The sequence below is a fragment of the Polaribacter vadi genome (assembly GCF_001761365.1).
GTDB classification, from domain to species: domain Bacteria; phylum Bacteroidota; class Bacteroidia; order Flavobacteriales; family Flavobacteriaceae; genus Polaribacter; species Polaribacter vadi.
Genome location: NZ_CP017477.1, coordinates 2,573,208 through 2,589,159, shown reverse-complemented (window position 1 = coordinate 2,589,159; position 15,952 = coordinate 2,573,208). Strand labels below are relative to the sequence as shown.

At 30.5% G+C, this 15,952-nt stretch carries 13 protein-coding genes and 1 tRNA gene; 11 read left to right on the top strand and 3 right to left on the bottom strand.

Translation table 11 applies throughout. From position 1 onward, the window contains the following. The 5 genes from LPB03_RS11175 (at position 1) to mgtE (ending at position 3,641) form a co-directional block, all read left to right on the top strand. On the top strand, positions 1 to 180 hold the full coding sequence (locus LPB03_RS11175) for a hypothetical protein (protein WP_065319692.1): 180 nt from the start codon (positions 1 to 3) through the stop codon (positions 178 to 180). Positions 181 to 182: 2 nt separating this feature from the next. Further along, entirely contained in the window at positions 183 to 782 is a 600-nt protein-coding gene (locus LPB03_RS11170; RefSeq protein ID WP_065319691.1) for a M23 family metallopeptidase, read from the top strand. A gap of 81 nt (positions 783 to 863) precedes the next feature. Continuing rightward, on the top strand, positions 864 to 1,325 hold the full coding sequence (locus LPB03_RS11165; RefSeq protein ID WP_065319690.1) for a lipocalin family protein: 462 nt from the start codon (positions 864 to 866) through the stop codon (positions 1,323 to 1,325). A 170-nt stretch (positions 1,326 to 1,495) separates the two neighbouring features. Continuing rightward, positions 1,496 to 2,299, top strand: coding sequence for a 16S rRNA (adenine(1518)-N(6)/adenine(1519)-N(6))-dimethyltransferase RsmA (gene rsmA / locus LPB03_RS11160; RefSeq protein WP_065319689.1), 804 nt, complete (start codon positions 1,496 to 1,498; stop codon positions 2,297 to 2,299). Next, a complete protein-coding gene (mgtE, locus tag LPB03_RS11155; protein ID WP_065319688.1) occupies positions 2,289 to 3,641 on the top strand; it encodes a magnesium transporter in 1,353 nt (450 codons plus the stop codon). The genes rsmA and mgtE overlap by 11 nt, the downstream gene beginning before the upstream one ends. Positions 3,642 to 3,934: 293 nt before the next feature. Here mgtE and LPB03_RS11150 read toward each other — a convergent pair whose 3' ends face one another. After that, on the bottom strand, positions 3,935 to 4,468 hold the full coding sequence (locus LPB03_RS11150; RefSeq protein WP_065319687.1) for a TrmH family RNA methyltransferase: 534 nt from the start codon (positions 4,466 to 4,468) through the stop codon (positions 3,935 to 3,937). A gap of 123 nt (positions 4,469 to 4,591) precedes the next feature. Between LPB03_RS11150 and mutS the strand changes: the two genes are divergently transcribed. Both mutS and LPB03_RS11140 read left to right on the top strand, forming a co-directional pair. After that, positions 4,592 to 7,171 (top strand): DNA mismatch repair protein MutS, encoded by a 2,580-nt coding sequence (gene mutS / locus LPB03_RS11145; protein WP_170324232.1) that lies wholly within the window; start codon positions 4,592 to 4,594, stop codon positions 7,169 to 7,171. After that, positions 7,164 to 7,625, top strand: a complete 462-nt coding sequence (locus tag LPB03_RS11140; protein WP_065319685.1) for an RNA methyltransferase — start codon at positions 7,164 to 7,166, stop codon at positions 7,623 to 7,625. Before mutS ends, LPB03_RS11140 begins: the two co-directional genes overlap by 8 nt. 159 nt (positions 7,626 to 7,784) lie before the next feature. Here the strand turns inward: LPB03_RS11140 and LPB03_RS11135 are convergent. Then, positions 7,785 to 7,858: transfer RNA gene (locus LPB03_RS11135), tRNA-Ile, on the bottom strand. A gap of 62 nt (positions 7,859 to 7,920) precedes the next feature. Further along, positions 7,921 to 8,892, bottom strand: a complete 972-nt coding sequence (locus tag LPB03_RS11130; RefSeq protein ID WP_065319684.1) for a polyprenyl synthetase family protein — start codon at positions 8,890 to 8,892, stop codon at positions 7,921 to 7,923. A 128-nt stretch (positions 8,893 to 9,020) separates the two neighbouring features. On the opposite strand from LPB03_RS11130, the gene LPB03_RS11125 reads away from it, so the two are divergent. From LPB03_RS11125 to LPB03_RS11110, 4 genes are read left to right on the top strand one after another with little or no spacing between them, the layout of a single operon-like run. Then, a complete protein-coding gene (locus tag LPB03_RS11125) occupies positions 9,021 to 9,623 on the top strand; it encodes a TetR/AcrR family transcriptional regulator (protein ID WP_065319683.1) in 603 nt (200 codons plus the stop codon). A 3-nt stretch (positions 9,624 to 9,626) separates the two neighbouring features. Beyond that, positions 9,627 to 11,042, top strand: coding sequence for a TolC family protein (locus LPB03_RS11120; RefSeq protein ID WP_065319682.1), 1,416 nt, complete (start codon positions 9,627 to 9,629; stop codon positions 11,040 to 11,042). Positions 11,043 to 11,051: 9 nt separating this feature from the next. Continuing rightward, the gene (locus LPB03_RS11115) at positions 11,052 to 12,227 is read left to right on the top strand and encodes an efflux RND transporter periplasmic adaptor subunit (RefSeq protein ID WP_065319681.1); all 1,176 of its coding nucleotides are present in this window, start codon (positions 11,052 to 11,054) and stop codon (positions 12,225 to 12,227) included. A 2-nt stretch (positions 12,228 to 12,229) separates the two neighbouring features. Then, positions 12,230 to 15,772, top strand: a complete 3,543-nt coding sequence (locus LPB03_RS11110) for an efflux RND transporter permease subunit (RefSeq protein ID WP_065319680.1) — start codon at positions 12,230 to 12,232, stop codon at positions 15,770 to 15,772. Positions 15,773 to 15,952: the final 180 nt, after the last annotated feature.

The window sequence follows — 15,952 nt, the reverse complement described above, 5'->3', positions numbered from 1 at the left end:
ATGAAGAAATTTTTATATAGAAATAGAAATTTAGTGTTGGCCTTAGCACTCTTATTAATTATTTCTGGAGCATATACTGGGTATCTTTTTTACGGAACAGAACCACATGAAACAATTGGTGGTTTTCTTTGTGGAATAGGTTTTGGAATCCTGCTTATTTATTTTTCTATAAAGAATTAAAAATGATAAAAAAATATTGTTTTATCATTTTAATAACATTTGGTTGTGTAAAGAAAAATGAACGAGTTTCTATTGATAGAAATAGTAAAATAAAAAAAGTAATAACAAAAGATTCTCTTTTCATAAAACCAAAATATATTTCTTATAAATTTGATTTTCCTGTTGGAAAACCTAATGCAAAAGGATATTATAATGCTCAAAAATTTCAGAAAAATTATCATTTAGGTGATGATTGGAATTCTGTAAAAGGAGGTAATTCAGATTTAGGAGATACAATTTATGCTATTTCTAATGGCTATATTTCTTCCGCTAAAAATTATAATGGTGGTTGGGGAAATATCATCAGAATTATTCATTTTTTACCAAATGATAAAAAAGTAGAATCTTTATATGCACATTGTGATACTATTTTAGTAAAACCGAGAACTTGGGTAAAGAAAGGAGATCCAATTGGTACAATTGGTAATGTAAATGGAATATATTTTGCTCATTTACATTTAGAAATAAGAAATAAAATACACATGCCTATTGGAGCTGGTTATTCAAAAGATACAGTTGGTTATCTAGATCCAACAAAGTTTATCAATAATAATAGAAATTAAAATTCGCTTATCAATCATCTTTTATAGCATTTGAGGTATTAAAAATTTTCACATAATCGTTACTTTGTAAAAACGAAAAACATGAGAAATTTAATACTACTAATACTTACAGCAACATTTTTAAGCTGTGGAGCAAAAAAACTTGTTACATCCAAAGAAAAAAGATTTGAAGGAAACTGGTATCTAGAAAAAATAACCTACAATACAGACGCTAATTACAATGTAACGTTGTTTAATGATGCATCAAAATATTGTTTTGAAGGCAGTAGTTGGAAATTTTTAAGAGATAATAAATCAGGCAATTATGTAGTGAATAAAACCAATTGTGAAACCAAGGTTAGAGATTTTAAATACGAAATTGGTAATGAAGATACAGCAACTGGTTTTTACAATCTTGTTTTAACTCCAATTAATGGCAATATAAGCAAATCTTATAATTTATTCTTAAAAGATTTAGACATGTCTTCTATGAAATGGCAAGAAAGCAGAACCATAGATGGCATACAATTTACAATTGAAATGAGATTCAACAAGTTCGATTAATGTAAAGTTAAACAAGCTCGAAATTTGCAACAATTTTCAATTTAATGACATCGTATTTTAAGCCTTAAAAAAAAGTACTAACTAATCTTGTTTTTTTAATCTTGATGTCATTAGAAATGTAGCCATTTTTAACTGTACATTTGTGTAAAATGTAACAAAAAGTAAATTCTATGTCTGTAAAAGCAAAAAAACATTTAGGTCAACATTTTTTAACAGATGAAACTATTGCAAAAGATATTGCAGATGCTTTAACAGAAGTTGGTTATGATCAGGTGTTGGAAATTGGTCCTGGAATGGGTGTTTTAACAAAATACTTATTGCAGAAAAAACCAAAAATTACCGTTTTTGAATTAGACAGAGAATCTGTGGCGTATTTAAAAGACGTTTTTCCAATTGAAAACATCAACCTAAATACCACCAAAGAAAAATTTGAAATTATTGAAGGTGATTTTTTAAAGAAAGATATTCAAGAAATTTTTAATAAAGAACAAGTAGCTATTATTGGTAATTTCCCTTATAATATTTCTACGCAAATTGTTTTTAAAGCGATAGAAAACAGGGAATTCGTACCTGAATTTGCAGGCATGTTTCAAAAAGAAGTTGCTATGCGAATTGCAGAAAAAGAAGGTTCTAAAGTTTATGGAATTTTATCTGTTTTAACACAAGCTTTTTTTGATGTTGAGTATCTTTTTACAGTACCACCAACTGTTTTTAATCCACCACCAAAAGTAGATTCTGGAGTTATTAGATTCATCAGAAAAAAAGATTATTCACTTCCTGTAGATGAAAAACTATTTTTTAGAGTTGTAAAAACAGCTTTTAATCAACGTAGAAAAATGTTGCGTTCTAGTTTAAAATCTTTCAATCTTTCGGATTCTTTAAAAGAAGAACCTATCTTTGCGAAACGACCAGAACAATTATCAGTTCAGCAGTTTATTTCACTCACGCAAAAACTAGCAAATAATGCCATTTGAAATCACAGACGACTTTCTAGATAACCTTTCCGAACTTATTGCAAAAGACCATTCAAAAGAGATTACAGCTTTATTTGAAGACGTCCATTTTGCAGATATTGCAGAGGTTTTAGACGAGTTAGATTTCGATGAAGCTATTTATATCATTAAACTTTTAGATAGCGAAAAAACATCCGAAATTCTAACAGAATTAGAAGATGATATTCGTGAAAAAATTCTCGACAATTTATCCGCAAAAGAAATTGCAGACGAAATTGGTGAAATGGATTCTGATGATGCTGCAGATATTATTGGAGAACTTTCTATTGAACGCCAAAGACGTGTAATCAATGAATTAGAAGATGATGAATTAGCAGCAGACATTAAAGAATTATTATCTTATGATGATAATACTGCAGGTGCTTTAATGGCAAAAGAACTGGTAAAAGTGTATGAAACTTGGACAGTTGCAGGTTGCATGCGTAGAATTCGTGGGCAAGCAAAAGAAGTAACCAGAGTTCACTCAATTTACGTGGTAGATAAAGATGATAAACTGGTTGGACGTTTGTCTTTAAAAGATTTAATAATAGCAAAATCCGACCAAAAGATTGCAGATATTTCCAAAGATTCTGTAGATTCTGTAAATGTAAATGAAGATGATGAAGAAATTGCCAAAATTATGGCAAAATACGATTTGGAAGCCATTCCTGTTGTAGATGATAACAATGTTTTAGTAGGTAGAATTACTATTGATGATATTGTAGATGTTATTAGAGATGAGGCTGATAAAGATTACCAAATGGCAGCAGGTTTCTCTCAAGATGTAGAAGCAAATGATACCATTTGGGAATTGACAAAAGCACGTTTGCCTTGGTTAATTTTAGCTCTTTTTGGTGGTTTTGTTTCGGTTTCTGTATTGGGTAGTTTCGATGAAGCCATGTTGAAATACCCAGAACTTTTCTTTTTTACACCATTAATTGCAGCAATGGCTGGTAATGTTGGTGTACAGTCTTCTGCAATTATTGTACAAGGTTTGGCAAACGATAGTTTGCGAGGCTCACTTTTTAGAAGACTTTTAAAAGAAATTTTACAAGGTTTATTAAACGGATTTGTTTTAGCAGCTTTACTAATGTCTGCAGGCATGTTATTTCTTGGTTTTCCTTTAGATTTAGGAATTACAGTAGCTGCTTCTTTAGTTTCTGTAATTGTAATCGCGTCAATTATTGGTACTTTTATTCCAATTATTTTAGCAAAAAGAGGTGTAGATCCTGCATTGGCAACTGGCCCTTTTATAACCACAAGCAACGATATTTTAGGAATTTTAATCTACTTTTCTATAGCAAAATTAGTGTTAGGTTTTTAGTTTTTTTTGGAGCTATTTCCAGCTTTCAGCACTCGCTTTTTTTGCCTTTTTAAGGCAAAAAAGAGCTCAAACAAATGCTTCAATCTGGGCTAAACGTGCTTACTAACTTTGGTTTTTTTGTAAAGTTTTAGAATTTTAATTTAGAAATAGAAATACCCCTCAAAGGGTTTGAAACCCTTTGAGGGGTAAAATAATTTTTACATATAAATTTTCACAAATTTGATTTTTTTTTTAATAAGCACAAGCTTCAATCCTTGTTATATAGATGTTTTATTTTCTTGTAATTAAGAGATTTATAACCCTTTCAACTTCACAAACAAATCCCAAATAACAACACCAGTCGTTACAGAAATATTCAAAGAATGTTTGGTTCCCAATTGCGGAATTTCAATACAAAAATCGCTTGCATTTACCACATCTTGCTGTACACCTTTTACCTCATTTCCCATCACAATTGCATATTTTGTGTCTTTTTCTGGATAAAAAGTATCTAATTTGGTCGAATTTTCAGCTTGTTCAATAGCCAAAACCTTGACTTTTGAATTTTTTAAACTTTCAACTACTGAAAGCGTGCTTTCAGCATATTCCCATTCCACAGATTCAGTTGCACCCAAAGCAGTTTTATGAATGTCCTTATTTGGTGGAGTTGCACAAATGCCACACAAATAAATTTTCTCAATCAAAAAAGCATCCGAAGTTCTGAACACAGAACCAATATTATTTAAACTTCTAACATTATCTAAAACGATTATTAAAGGTGTTTTTTTTGTCGATTTAAATTCATCAACCGAAATTCTACCTAATTCGTTATTTTTTAATTTTCTCATATCTTGTGAATAAGTTCACTGCAAACTGCAACTGAATACTGCTTACTAATTTTTATCTTCGCAAAACTAATCGAAAAAATCCTAAACTTGGCAAAATCAAAAGTAAAAAAGGTAACTCCTTTAATGAAACAATACAATGCTATCAAGAAAAAATATCCTGATGCTATGTTACTTTTTCGTGTTGGAGATTTCTACGAAACTTTTGGAGAAGATGCCAAAAAAGCAGCTGGAGTTTTAGGAATTACATTAACGAAAAGAGGTGCAGGTTCTGATTCTGAAACTGCTTTGGCTGGTTTTCCTCATCATTCTTTAAACACCTATTTACCAAAGTTGGTAAAAGCTGGAATGCGTGTGGCAATTTGCGATCAGTTAGAAGATCCAAAAATGACCAAAACCATTGTAAAACGTGGTGTTACAGAATTAGTTACTCCTGGAGTTTCTTTGAACGACGAAGTTTTACAAAGCAAAACCAACAATTTTTTAGCAGCCGTTCATTTTGATAAAAAACAACTCGGAATTTCATTTCTAGATGTTTCCACAGGCGAATATTTAGTAGCGCAAGGAAATGCAGAATACATAGATAAATTGTTGCAAAATTTTTCGCCAAGCGAAGTTTTAGTTCAAAAACAACACAAACAACAATTTTTAGAGCTTTTTGAAAACAGATATTACACCTTTTATTTAGATGATTGGGTTTTTCAAAAGGAATATGCCAATGAAACTTTACACAATCATTTTGAAGTAAAAAGCTTAAAAGGTTTTGGAATTCACGAAGTAAAAAACGGAATTATTGCAGCTGGTGCAGTGTTGTATTATTTATCAGAAACACAACACAATCAGTTAAAACACATTCAATCGATTAGCAGAATCGCTGAAGATAATTATGTTTGGATGGACAGGTTTACGGTTAGAAATTTAGAGCTTTACAATCCTAATTCTGTAAATGCTGTAACACTCTTAGACATCATTGATAAAACCATTTCACCTATGGGTGGCCGTTTATTAAAACGTTGGTTGGCTTTGCCTTTAAAAAATATTGATGAAATAAAAAATCGACACGAATTGGTCAAATTTTTCATCAATTCAAATGATTTTTCGAAGACTGTAACCTATCAACTAAAACAAATATCCGACTTAGAAAGATTAATTTCTAAAGTTGCCACAGGCAAAGCCTCTCCAAGAGAAATTGTGTTGTTAAAAGATTCGTTAAAAGCAATTTTACCGATAAAAAGTGCCTCAGAAAAAAGCAACAATACAACAGTTCAAGAACTTGGGAAACAACTACATACTTGTGAGGTTTTAATTCAAAAAATTACAGAAACATTATTTGATGAAGCTCCTGTAAACATCAATAAAGGAAATGCAATTGCCAATAATGTGCATCAAGAATTAGATGATTTACGTGCAATTTCATCCTCAGGAAAACAGTATTTAGATGCTATGTTGGCTCGAGAAACTGAAGCTACAGGAATTACGAGTTTAAAAATTGCCTTTAATAACGTATTTGGCTATTATATTGAGGTTAGAAACACGCATAAAGACAAGGTTCCTCAAGAATGGATTCGAAAACAAACGTTGGTTTCTGCAGAAAGATATATTACTGAGGAGCTCAAAGAATACGAAACAAAAATTCTTGGAGCAGAAGAAAAAATAGCAAAAATAGAACAAGAAATTTTTTCTAAATTACTGCAATACATCATTCAATTTGTGGATGTTGTGCAAGAAAATGCACAAATTATTGCAAAAATTGACTGTCTTTTAGCATTTTCTGTGCTAGCGATTGATAACAATTATGTACGTCCAATTATGGATGAAGGCACTGATTTAGAAATTAAAAATGGACGACATCCAGTAATTGAAAAACAACTTCCAATAGATCAAACCTATATTGCAAACGATGTTGTTTTAAACAGAAATCAGCAACAAATTATTATGATTACTGGACCCAATATGTCTGGTAAATCAGCTATTTTAAGACAAACTGCACTCATTGTTTTATTAGCACAAATGGGCAGTTATGTGCCTGCTCAGAATGCAAAAATTGGGATTGTCGATAAGATTTTTACAAGAGTTGGTGCCAGTGATAATATTTCTATGGGCGAATCTACTTTTATGGTAGAAATGAATGAAACTGCATCTATCTTAAATAACGTTTCTGAGCGTAGTTTAATTTTATTAGATGAAATTGGTAGAGGAACCAGTACTTATGATGGAATTTCGATTGCTTGGGCAATTTCAGAGTTTCTGCACGAACATCCAACCAAAGCAAAAACATTATTTGCAACCCATTATCACGAATTGAATGAAATGACCTCAACTTTTGAACGTATTAAAAACTTTAATGTGTCTGTAAAAGAGTTGGAAGACAACATTATTTTTCTACGTAAGCTCGTTTCTGGTGGCTCAAATCATAGTTTTGGTATTCACGTAGCAAAATTAGCTGGAATGCCAAATATGGTGATTCATAGAGCTAATAAAATTCTAAAACAGTTAGAGAAAAACAACAAAAACGCAGAAGTTAAAGATGTTTTAAAACAATCGCAACATGAAGATATGCAACTCAGCTTTTTTCAATTAGATGACCCAATTTTAGAAAATATTCGTGAAGAAATATTAACGATTAATATTGATACATTAACTCCAATTGAAGCCTTGATGAAGCTGAATGAAATTAAAAGAATGTTGGTGAAAAAAAATGGTTAATAACTTAGAACAAGGTTTTTTTGGAATAGGAATTCAGAATGGAAAAACGCCTGAAAATTTAGGTGTTCTTTGGAGGTCTGCACAAAATATGGGTGCAAGTTTTATATTTACTATAGGTAATAGATATGCAAAACAAGCTTGTGATACACATAAAGCAACAGGAGCAATGCCTTATTTTCACTATGAAAACTTCGATGATTTCTTTAATAATTTACCAAAAGGTGCAATGTTAGTAGGTGTAGAGTTAGATGAAAAATCGGTTCAATTAGAAACTTTTAATCACCCAAAACGTTGTGTGTATTTACTAGGAGCAGAAGATCATGGTTTATCTAAATTAGCAATTGAAAAATCGCATCATTTAGTAAAATTCAAATCTGAATTAAGCTTAAATGTTTCTGTAGCTGGTAGTATTGTAATGTATGATAGACAATCAAAAATAAATTTTAACCTTTAATAAAGAGTTTTGTCTTTTTTAAAATCAAGTCTAAAAGTTGTGGAATAAAGATAAAAAGCAGAACTTTTCGAATTGGTTCAAAATAACATTAGAGTGAAGATAACAAAAAAGAAAAAAACCTTAAATATTTGAAAATCAAATATTTAAGGTTTTTAATTGTGGTCCCACATGGACTCGAACCATGGACCACCTGATTATGAGTCAGGTGCTCTAACCAACTGAGCTATAGGACCAATAAATTAGGGTGCAAATGTACTATTAATTTTAAATAATTTGCAAATAATTTTAAAGAATATTATACATCTCTTTTCATCAACCATAAACCAAAAGCTTTTAAATTTTCCTTGCTATCACTACTAATACTCATTTTAGAAAGTGTATCAAAAGCTTTTTGTGTATAGTTTTCTATTTCTTGTGTTACTAAATAAGGTATATCGTTCATCTTAAAAATCCTTGTAACTTCAGGAACTTTAAAAGAATTGTCTTTTAATTTCTGTCTGTAATAAAATGCAAGTTTTTGTTGATGTTCCTCACTAGCAACCTCTAAACATTTTAAATATAAATAGGTTTTTTTATTTTCCATAATATCGCCCCCAATTTGTTTCCCAAATGTTTCTGCGTTTCCAAAAGTATCTAAATAATCATCTTGTAATTGAAAAGCCAAACCAAGATTTAAACCAAAATCGTAAATTAAATCTGCATTTTCATCATCTGTTTCTGCAACAATTGCTCCCATTTTAAGGGCAGCAGCTACTAAAACTGATGTTTTTAAACGAATCATATTTATGTATGCATCAATAGTAACATCATTTCTGGTTTCAAAATCTACGTCTAATTGTTGTCCATCACAAACCTCTAAAGCTGTTTTGCTGAATAATTTTGCTAGTTTCTGAAAAACAATAGGTTCATAATTTTCAAAATATTTATAGGCTAAAATCAACATAGCATCTCCAGAAAGAATTCCTGTGCTAATATCCCATTTTTCATGCACAGTTGGTTTACCTCTTCTAATTGGTGCATCATCCATAATATCATCATGAACTAGGGTGAAATTATGAAAAACTTCAACGGCTAAAGCAGCTGGCAAAGCTTTTTTAGAATCAGCTCCAAAAATATCTGCAGCCATTAATGTTAAAATAGGGCGAATTCTTTTACCTCCTAATTTTAGGATATAATCTATAGGTTCGTACAAATTCTTTGGCTCTTGCACCCATTCTTTAGATTCTAAATACTGTAAAAATTCTTTTTGATAATGTAAAATGTCCAAATCTTTAATTTTTATGTAAAAATAATGTAAAGAAATTTGTCTTTTAATATGAAATGTTAAAAAATGATTAAAACTTTGGAAACTTTTTTTGTTTCTAAAGTTTCCTGTTGTACATTTGCAAAATAATTATGAAAGAAAAAATAGTAGAAAAATCAACTGAATTATTCTTAAACCTAGGTTTTAAGAGTGTAACCATGGATGAAATTGCTAGTGCTTTAGGAGTTTCAAAAAAAACTATTTATAAATATTTTAAAAATAAAACAGAACTTGTTGCTGCTGTAACAGATTATATGTTTTCTAATATTTGTAATGGTATAAATATGATTTGCGATTTAAATAAAAATCCTATTGACGAAATTTTTGACATCAAAAGATTTGTAATGTCTAATTTAAAAGACGAAAAATCTTCTCCTCAATATCAATTACAAAAATATTATCCTAAAATATATGCATCTATAAAAGGCAAACAATTTGATGTTATGCAAGATTGTGTAATAGAAAATCTAAACCATGGAATTGATCAAGGTTTTTATAGAAAAAATATTGAAGTTACTTTTATTTCTCGCATTTATTTTTCTGGAATGATGTCTATAAAAGACAAGGATCTTTTCCCTTTAAATGACTATTCTATGAATACTTTAATGAATCATTTTTTAGAATATCATTTAAGAGGTATTTGTACAGAAAAAGGAATCAAACAATTAGAAAATCAACTAGAAAACAACCAATAATAAATGAATAAGTATATTTACATAATTTGTTTTTTTGTGTTTACATTCTCTGTAAAAGCACAAGAAAAAACACTGCAACTTTCTTTAGATGAAGCTATAGCTTTCGCTTTAGAAAATAGTTATAATGCTAAAGCAGCAAAAAACGACATTAAATCTGCGAACGAAAAAGTTTGGGAAACAACCGCTATTGGTTTACCACAAATTAATGCAGCTGTAGATTATCAAAACTTTTTAAAACAACCTGTTTCCTTATTACCAGCTGCAGCTTTCGATAATACAAGCAGTACAGTATCTACTGTAGAAGATTATTTTGATTTGCAAGCAAATAGAGAACCAACTGCTCCAGGTGGTTTTATTCCTGTAGTTTTTGGAACACCTCAAAACATGAATGCTACTGTAACATTAACACAATTGCTTTTTGATGGTTCTTATCTTGTAGGTTTACAAGCTTCGAAAACTTTCTTAAAAATTACAACACAAGCTGAGGAAAAAACAGAATTATTAACAAGAGAGGCTGTTGTAAACGCTTATGGGAATGTATTGGTTACTCAAAGTAGTATTTCCATTTTAGAAAGTAACATTAAAATTCTTCAAAAAAATTATGATGATGCTAAAAAAATCTACGAAAATGGTTTGAATGAAGAAGAAGATGTAGAACAACTAGAAATTACTTTAGGGAATCTTAAAAACCAATTAAAGAGTGTGCAAAGAATGGAAGAAATAGCCTATCAAATGCTAAATCTTGCTTTGGGAAGCTCTATAAATACAACGCTAATTTTAACGGATAATTTAGAGAGTTTAGCTACTGAGAATATTCAGTTGGGATTAATTTCTGAACCTTTTAATGTAAATAATCATATCGATTTTAGAATCGCAGAAAATAACAGAGAAGGCAGTCTTTTAAATGTAAAGTTAGAAAAAAGCAAATATTTACCAACTTTAAGTGCTTTTGTAAATTATGGCACACAAGCTTTTTCTGATTCGTTTAGCTTTTTTGATGGCGATCAACGTTGGTTTGAATCTTCTCTTTTAGGCGTAAGTTTAAACGTACCTATTTTTAGTAGTTTTAGTAGAAAATCGAAAGTATCTCAAGCAAAATTAGAATTAGAAACTGCTGATATACGTTTGGAAGAAACCAAACAACGTTTAAGTTTACAGGCTCAAAAAGCACAAAATGATTATCAATTTAGTATCGAAAATTATCAAACTGCAAAAAAGAATGTTGGTTTGGCAGAAAGAATCGAAAAGAAACAGCGTATAAAATTCTTTGAAGGTATTTCTTCTAGTTTCGATTTATTACAAGCACAAAACCAACTATACAGTCAACAACAAAGCTATATACAATCTATGTTAGATGTAATTTCTACCAAAGCAGCTTTAGAAAACGCATTAAATTTACCAATTAACCCAACTAAATAAAAAACACCGATGAAAAATATATATTTAATCTTATTAGCAACAATTCTATTTGCTTCTTGCGCAGATAAAAAAGAAGTTTCTGTAGATGATGTTTTAGCAACTAATGATATTGCTCAACTAAAAACTAAGAAATCAGAAATTACTGCTAAACAACAAGAATTAGCTGCAGATTTAAAGCAAATTAATGATAAAATTGATGCTTTAGATGATAATAAAAACATGCCTTTAATTACAACCTACAAAGTAAAAGAGGAAGTTTTTACACATTATATAGAATTACAAGGAAGTGTACAAACCAAACAAAACGTTTTAATCTACCCAGAAATGCCAGGTATTTTACAAAGCGTTTATGTAAAAGAAGGTCAAAGAGTTTCTAAAGGGCAAATTTTAGCGAAAATTGATGATGGTGGACTGTCTCAACAATTAGCACAATTAGAAGCTAATGCTGCATTTGCAAAAACTACTTTTGAGCGTCAAAAAAGATTATGGGATCAAAAAATTGGTTCAGAAATTCAGTTTTTACAAACTAAAACAGCTTACGAATCTCAACAAAGTGCTGTAAATCAAATAAAAAGTCAGTTAGGGAAAGCTACAATAAGAGCACCTTTTTCTGGAATTATAGATGATGTTTTTAAAGAAAGAGGAACTGTAGTAGCTCCAGGACAAGGTTCAGAAATATTTAGAATTGTAAACCTATCTAATATGTATATTGAAACTGAAGTTCCAGAAACCTATATTGGAAGCATCACTAAAGATAAAAAAGTAGAAGTTAATTTCCCTGTTTTAGGAGAAACTGTAACATCAAAAGTAAGACAGGTTGGCAATTTTATCAACCCAAATAATAGATCTTTTAAGATTGAAATTGATGTACCAAATTTAAGCGGAAATGTAAAACCAAACTTAACTGCAAGATTAAGATTAAACGATTATACAAGCGAAAATGCAGTATTAATTCCACAAAGTATTATTTCTGAAAATGCAAATGGTGAGCAATTTATTTACATTATTAAAGATAAAAATGCAAATGATGAAGCTGTTGCAGAACGTTTAATTATTGAAACAGGAAAAACACAAGGAGATATGATTGAGGTTATAAAACATCTTCCTGCAGATTCAGAAATTATTATGGAAGGTGCAAGAAGTGTTAACAATGGTCAGGCTGTAAAAGTGATTAATAAAAAGTAAACATGGAGAAAAAAAACAAACAAGTAGACAAAGAATTTAAACTTTCTTCATGGGCAATAAATAATAAAACTACTATTTATGTCCTAATGTTTTTAATTCTCTATTTAGGAATTTCGGCATATTTTACGATGCCTAGAGAGAATTTTCCAGAGATAAATGAAACTAAGATTTACATTAGTTCTGTATATCCAGGAAACACTGCAGAAGATATTGAAAAGCTAATTACAAACCCTTTAGAAGATAAATTAAAGTCGGTTAGTAATGTGGTTGAAATTACCTCTACATCTCAAGAAGATTACTCAATTATTACTGTTGAGTTTGATGAAAAGATTGATGTAGACAAAGCAAAACAGAAGGTAAAAGACGAAATAGATCAAGAAACTGCTGGCGAAGATTGGCCAACTTTTAATGGTGCAAAAGTTACGCCTAATGTTTTTGAGTTGAGTATGTCTGAAGAAATTCCGATTTTAAATATCAACATTTCTGGAAATTATCCTGTTGCAAAACTGAAAGAATATGGAGAGTATTTGCAAGATGAAATTGAAGATTTAACAGAAATCAAAAAAGTAGATATTCGTGGAGCACAAGACAAAGAAGTAGAAGTTGCTGTAGATATTTACAAAATGATGGCTGCAAAAGTCAGTTTTGATGATATTACAAACGCTATAAATCGTGGAAACGTAACCATGTCTGCTGGTAATTTTATTACAAGTCAGCAAAGAAGAACCATTAGAATTATTGGTGAAATTGATGAACCATCAGATTTAGGAGATTTTGTAGTAAAATCTGAAAACGGAAATATTACCTATTTAACAGATGTTGCTCAAATTTCTTTTAAAGATAAGGACAAAACTACCTACGCAAGAGAAGATGGTCATGCAGTTGTAATGCTAGATGTTAAGAAAAGATCTGGTGAAAATATGGTGGCTGCTGCAGATAAAATTGGCGAAATTGTTAAAGAAGCAAAAGCAAATAATTTTCCTCAAGATTTAAAAGTTACCATTGCAAATGATCAATCTCCAAAAACAATTGGGCAAGTAGATGATTTGGTGAATAACATCATTTTTGGAGTAATTTTAGTAGTAATTGTGTTGATGTTTTTCTTAGGATTTAAAAACGCAATTTTCGTTGGTTTTGCAATACCAATGTCTATGTTTATGTCTTTAATGATTCTAGGAGCCATGGGTTATACCTTAAATACCATGGTGCTATTTGGGTTGATTATGGGACTTGGAATGTTGGTAGATAATGGAATTGTGGTTGTAGAAAACGTATACCGTTTAATGGATGAAGAAGGAATGACCAGAATTGAAGCTGCCAAAAAAGGGATTGGAGAAATTGCTTTTCCAATTATCATATCTACAGCTACAACAGTTGCAGCCTTTATTCCTTTAGGTCTTTGGCCAGGAATTATGGGGCAATTTATGGTTATTTTACCAATTACATTGTCTATTGTTTTAGGTTCATCTTTATTCGTTGCCATTTTCTTTAACTCGGTTTTGGTTTCTCAATTTATGAGTACAGAAGATAAAGATATGCCACTAAAAAGCATCATTAGATTAACATCTATTATGGCTGTTGTTGGTTTGTTAATTTTCTTTTTCGGAGGCGAATATAATGGTTTAGGAACCTTAATTTTATTCACAGCAATTATGTTGTGGGTATATAGATTATTTTTAAGAAAAGCAGCAAATTATTTCCAAAAAAACAGTTTAGTTTCTTTAGAAAATTGGTATGAAAGACAATTAAAAAGATCACTTTCTGGTTGGATGCCTTATATTTTAGTGGCAGGAACTTTTATTTTATTAATTTTTTCTTTTATAGGTTTTGGTGCATCAGTTGCATCACAAAGAACAAAAATTGAGTTTTTTCCTGATAACAAACCAAATCAAATTATTGTTTATATAGAATATCCTGAAGGAACAGATATTGAGAAAACGAATCAAATTACCAAAGAAATTGAGCAGAAAGTATTTGGCGTTTTAAATCAAGATCAATACACAGATGGAGATTATAATTATATGGTAGAAAGTACAGTTTCGCAAGTTGGTGAAGGTGCTGGAAACCCACAAACAGATGGAGGTTCCTCTGCAGAAATGCCACATAAAGGAAAAATTACAGCTTCCATGCGTGAGTATAAATTTAGACGTGGAGAAGACAGTGAATTGCTTCGTCAAAAAGTACAAGCTGCTTTGGTTGGTATTTATCCTGGAGTTTTAATTTCGGTTGAAAAAGATGCAAATGGACCACCTGCAGGAGCGCCTGTAAACATCGAATTAAATGGTGAGGATTATGAAGAATTAATTTTTACAGCAGAAAGAATGCGTGATTATTTGAATACGCAAAGTATCTCTGGTGTTGATGAATTAAAAATTGATGTAAACAAATCGAAACCAGGAATGCAGGTTTTGGTAGATCGTAAAAAAGCGGGTGAATTAGGAGTTTCAACTGGGCAAGTTGGTTCTCAATTAAGAGCATCAATCTTTGGAAATAAAGCAGGTATTTATAAAAAAGATGGCGAAGATTATGATATTTACGTTCGTTTTAATAAAGAGGATAGATATGATAAAAGTGCCGTTTTTAATCAAAAAATAACCTTTAGAGATCAAGCTTCTGGTAAAATTAAGGAAATACCAGTTTCTGCTGTGGCTTCACAAAGTAACAGTTCTGGTTTTAGTGCCATAAAACACAAAGATGTAAAACGTGTGGTAACTGTATATTCTGCACTTTCTCCTGGAGAAACAGATGCTGGTGCAGTTGTGGCTAGAATCCAAAATTCTATGAAGAGTTTTAAGGATTTACCAAAAGGAATTAAAATTGATTATACAGGTCAAATTGAAGAGCAAAACAAACAAATGGCGTTTTTAATGGGCGCATTTTTTACAGGTTTAATGCTAATTTTCTTTATTTTGATTTTCCAATTTAACTCGGTTTCTAAACCAGGAATTATTATGTTGGCAATCTTTTTAAGTTTCATTGGTGTATTTGGTGGTTTGGTAATTTCTGGAGCTCCATTTGTTATTATGATGACGATGGTTGGTATTATTTCACTTGCAGGAATTGTAGTAAATAATGGTGTGGTTCTTCTAGATTATGCACAACTTTTAATTGATAGAAGAAAAATAGAAGATGATGTTGCAGACGAAGATTACTTGCCTTTAGATCGTTTATTTGAAACTGTTGTAAAAGCTGGAAAAGCACGTTTACGTCCTGTTTTATTAACAGCAATTACCACAATTTTAGGATTAATTCCTTTAGCAATTGGTTTAAATATTAACTTCTTTACTCTTTTTAGTGAGTTTGATGCTAATATTTATATGGGTGGAGATAACGTTGTTTTCTGGGGTCCATTAGCAAAAACTGTAATTTATGGTTTGTTAATCGCAACGTTTTTAACGTTGATAGTTGTTCCTATTTTATTCTTTTTAATTACAAAGTTTAAAATGAGAATTAAAGGAGTTTTACCTCATCAATTAGAAAAAAAGGAAAATGAAAATCTTGCTTTTAGTGAAGATGTAAGAATTGACAATAAAAATCAAATTTAAATTAAGATGATATTATTTATCCAGCAAGGTTTCTTTTGAACCTTGTAGGTATAATTTACTATTTGGAATAATGTTTAGAATTTGAAATAAATAGTTGATTATTTAAATACCTACAAGGTTTTGAAAACCTTGCAGGAAATTTAGAAATAGATAAAGGGTTAAAATCATATTGATTTTAAC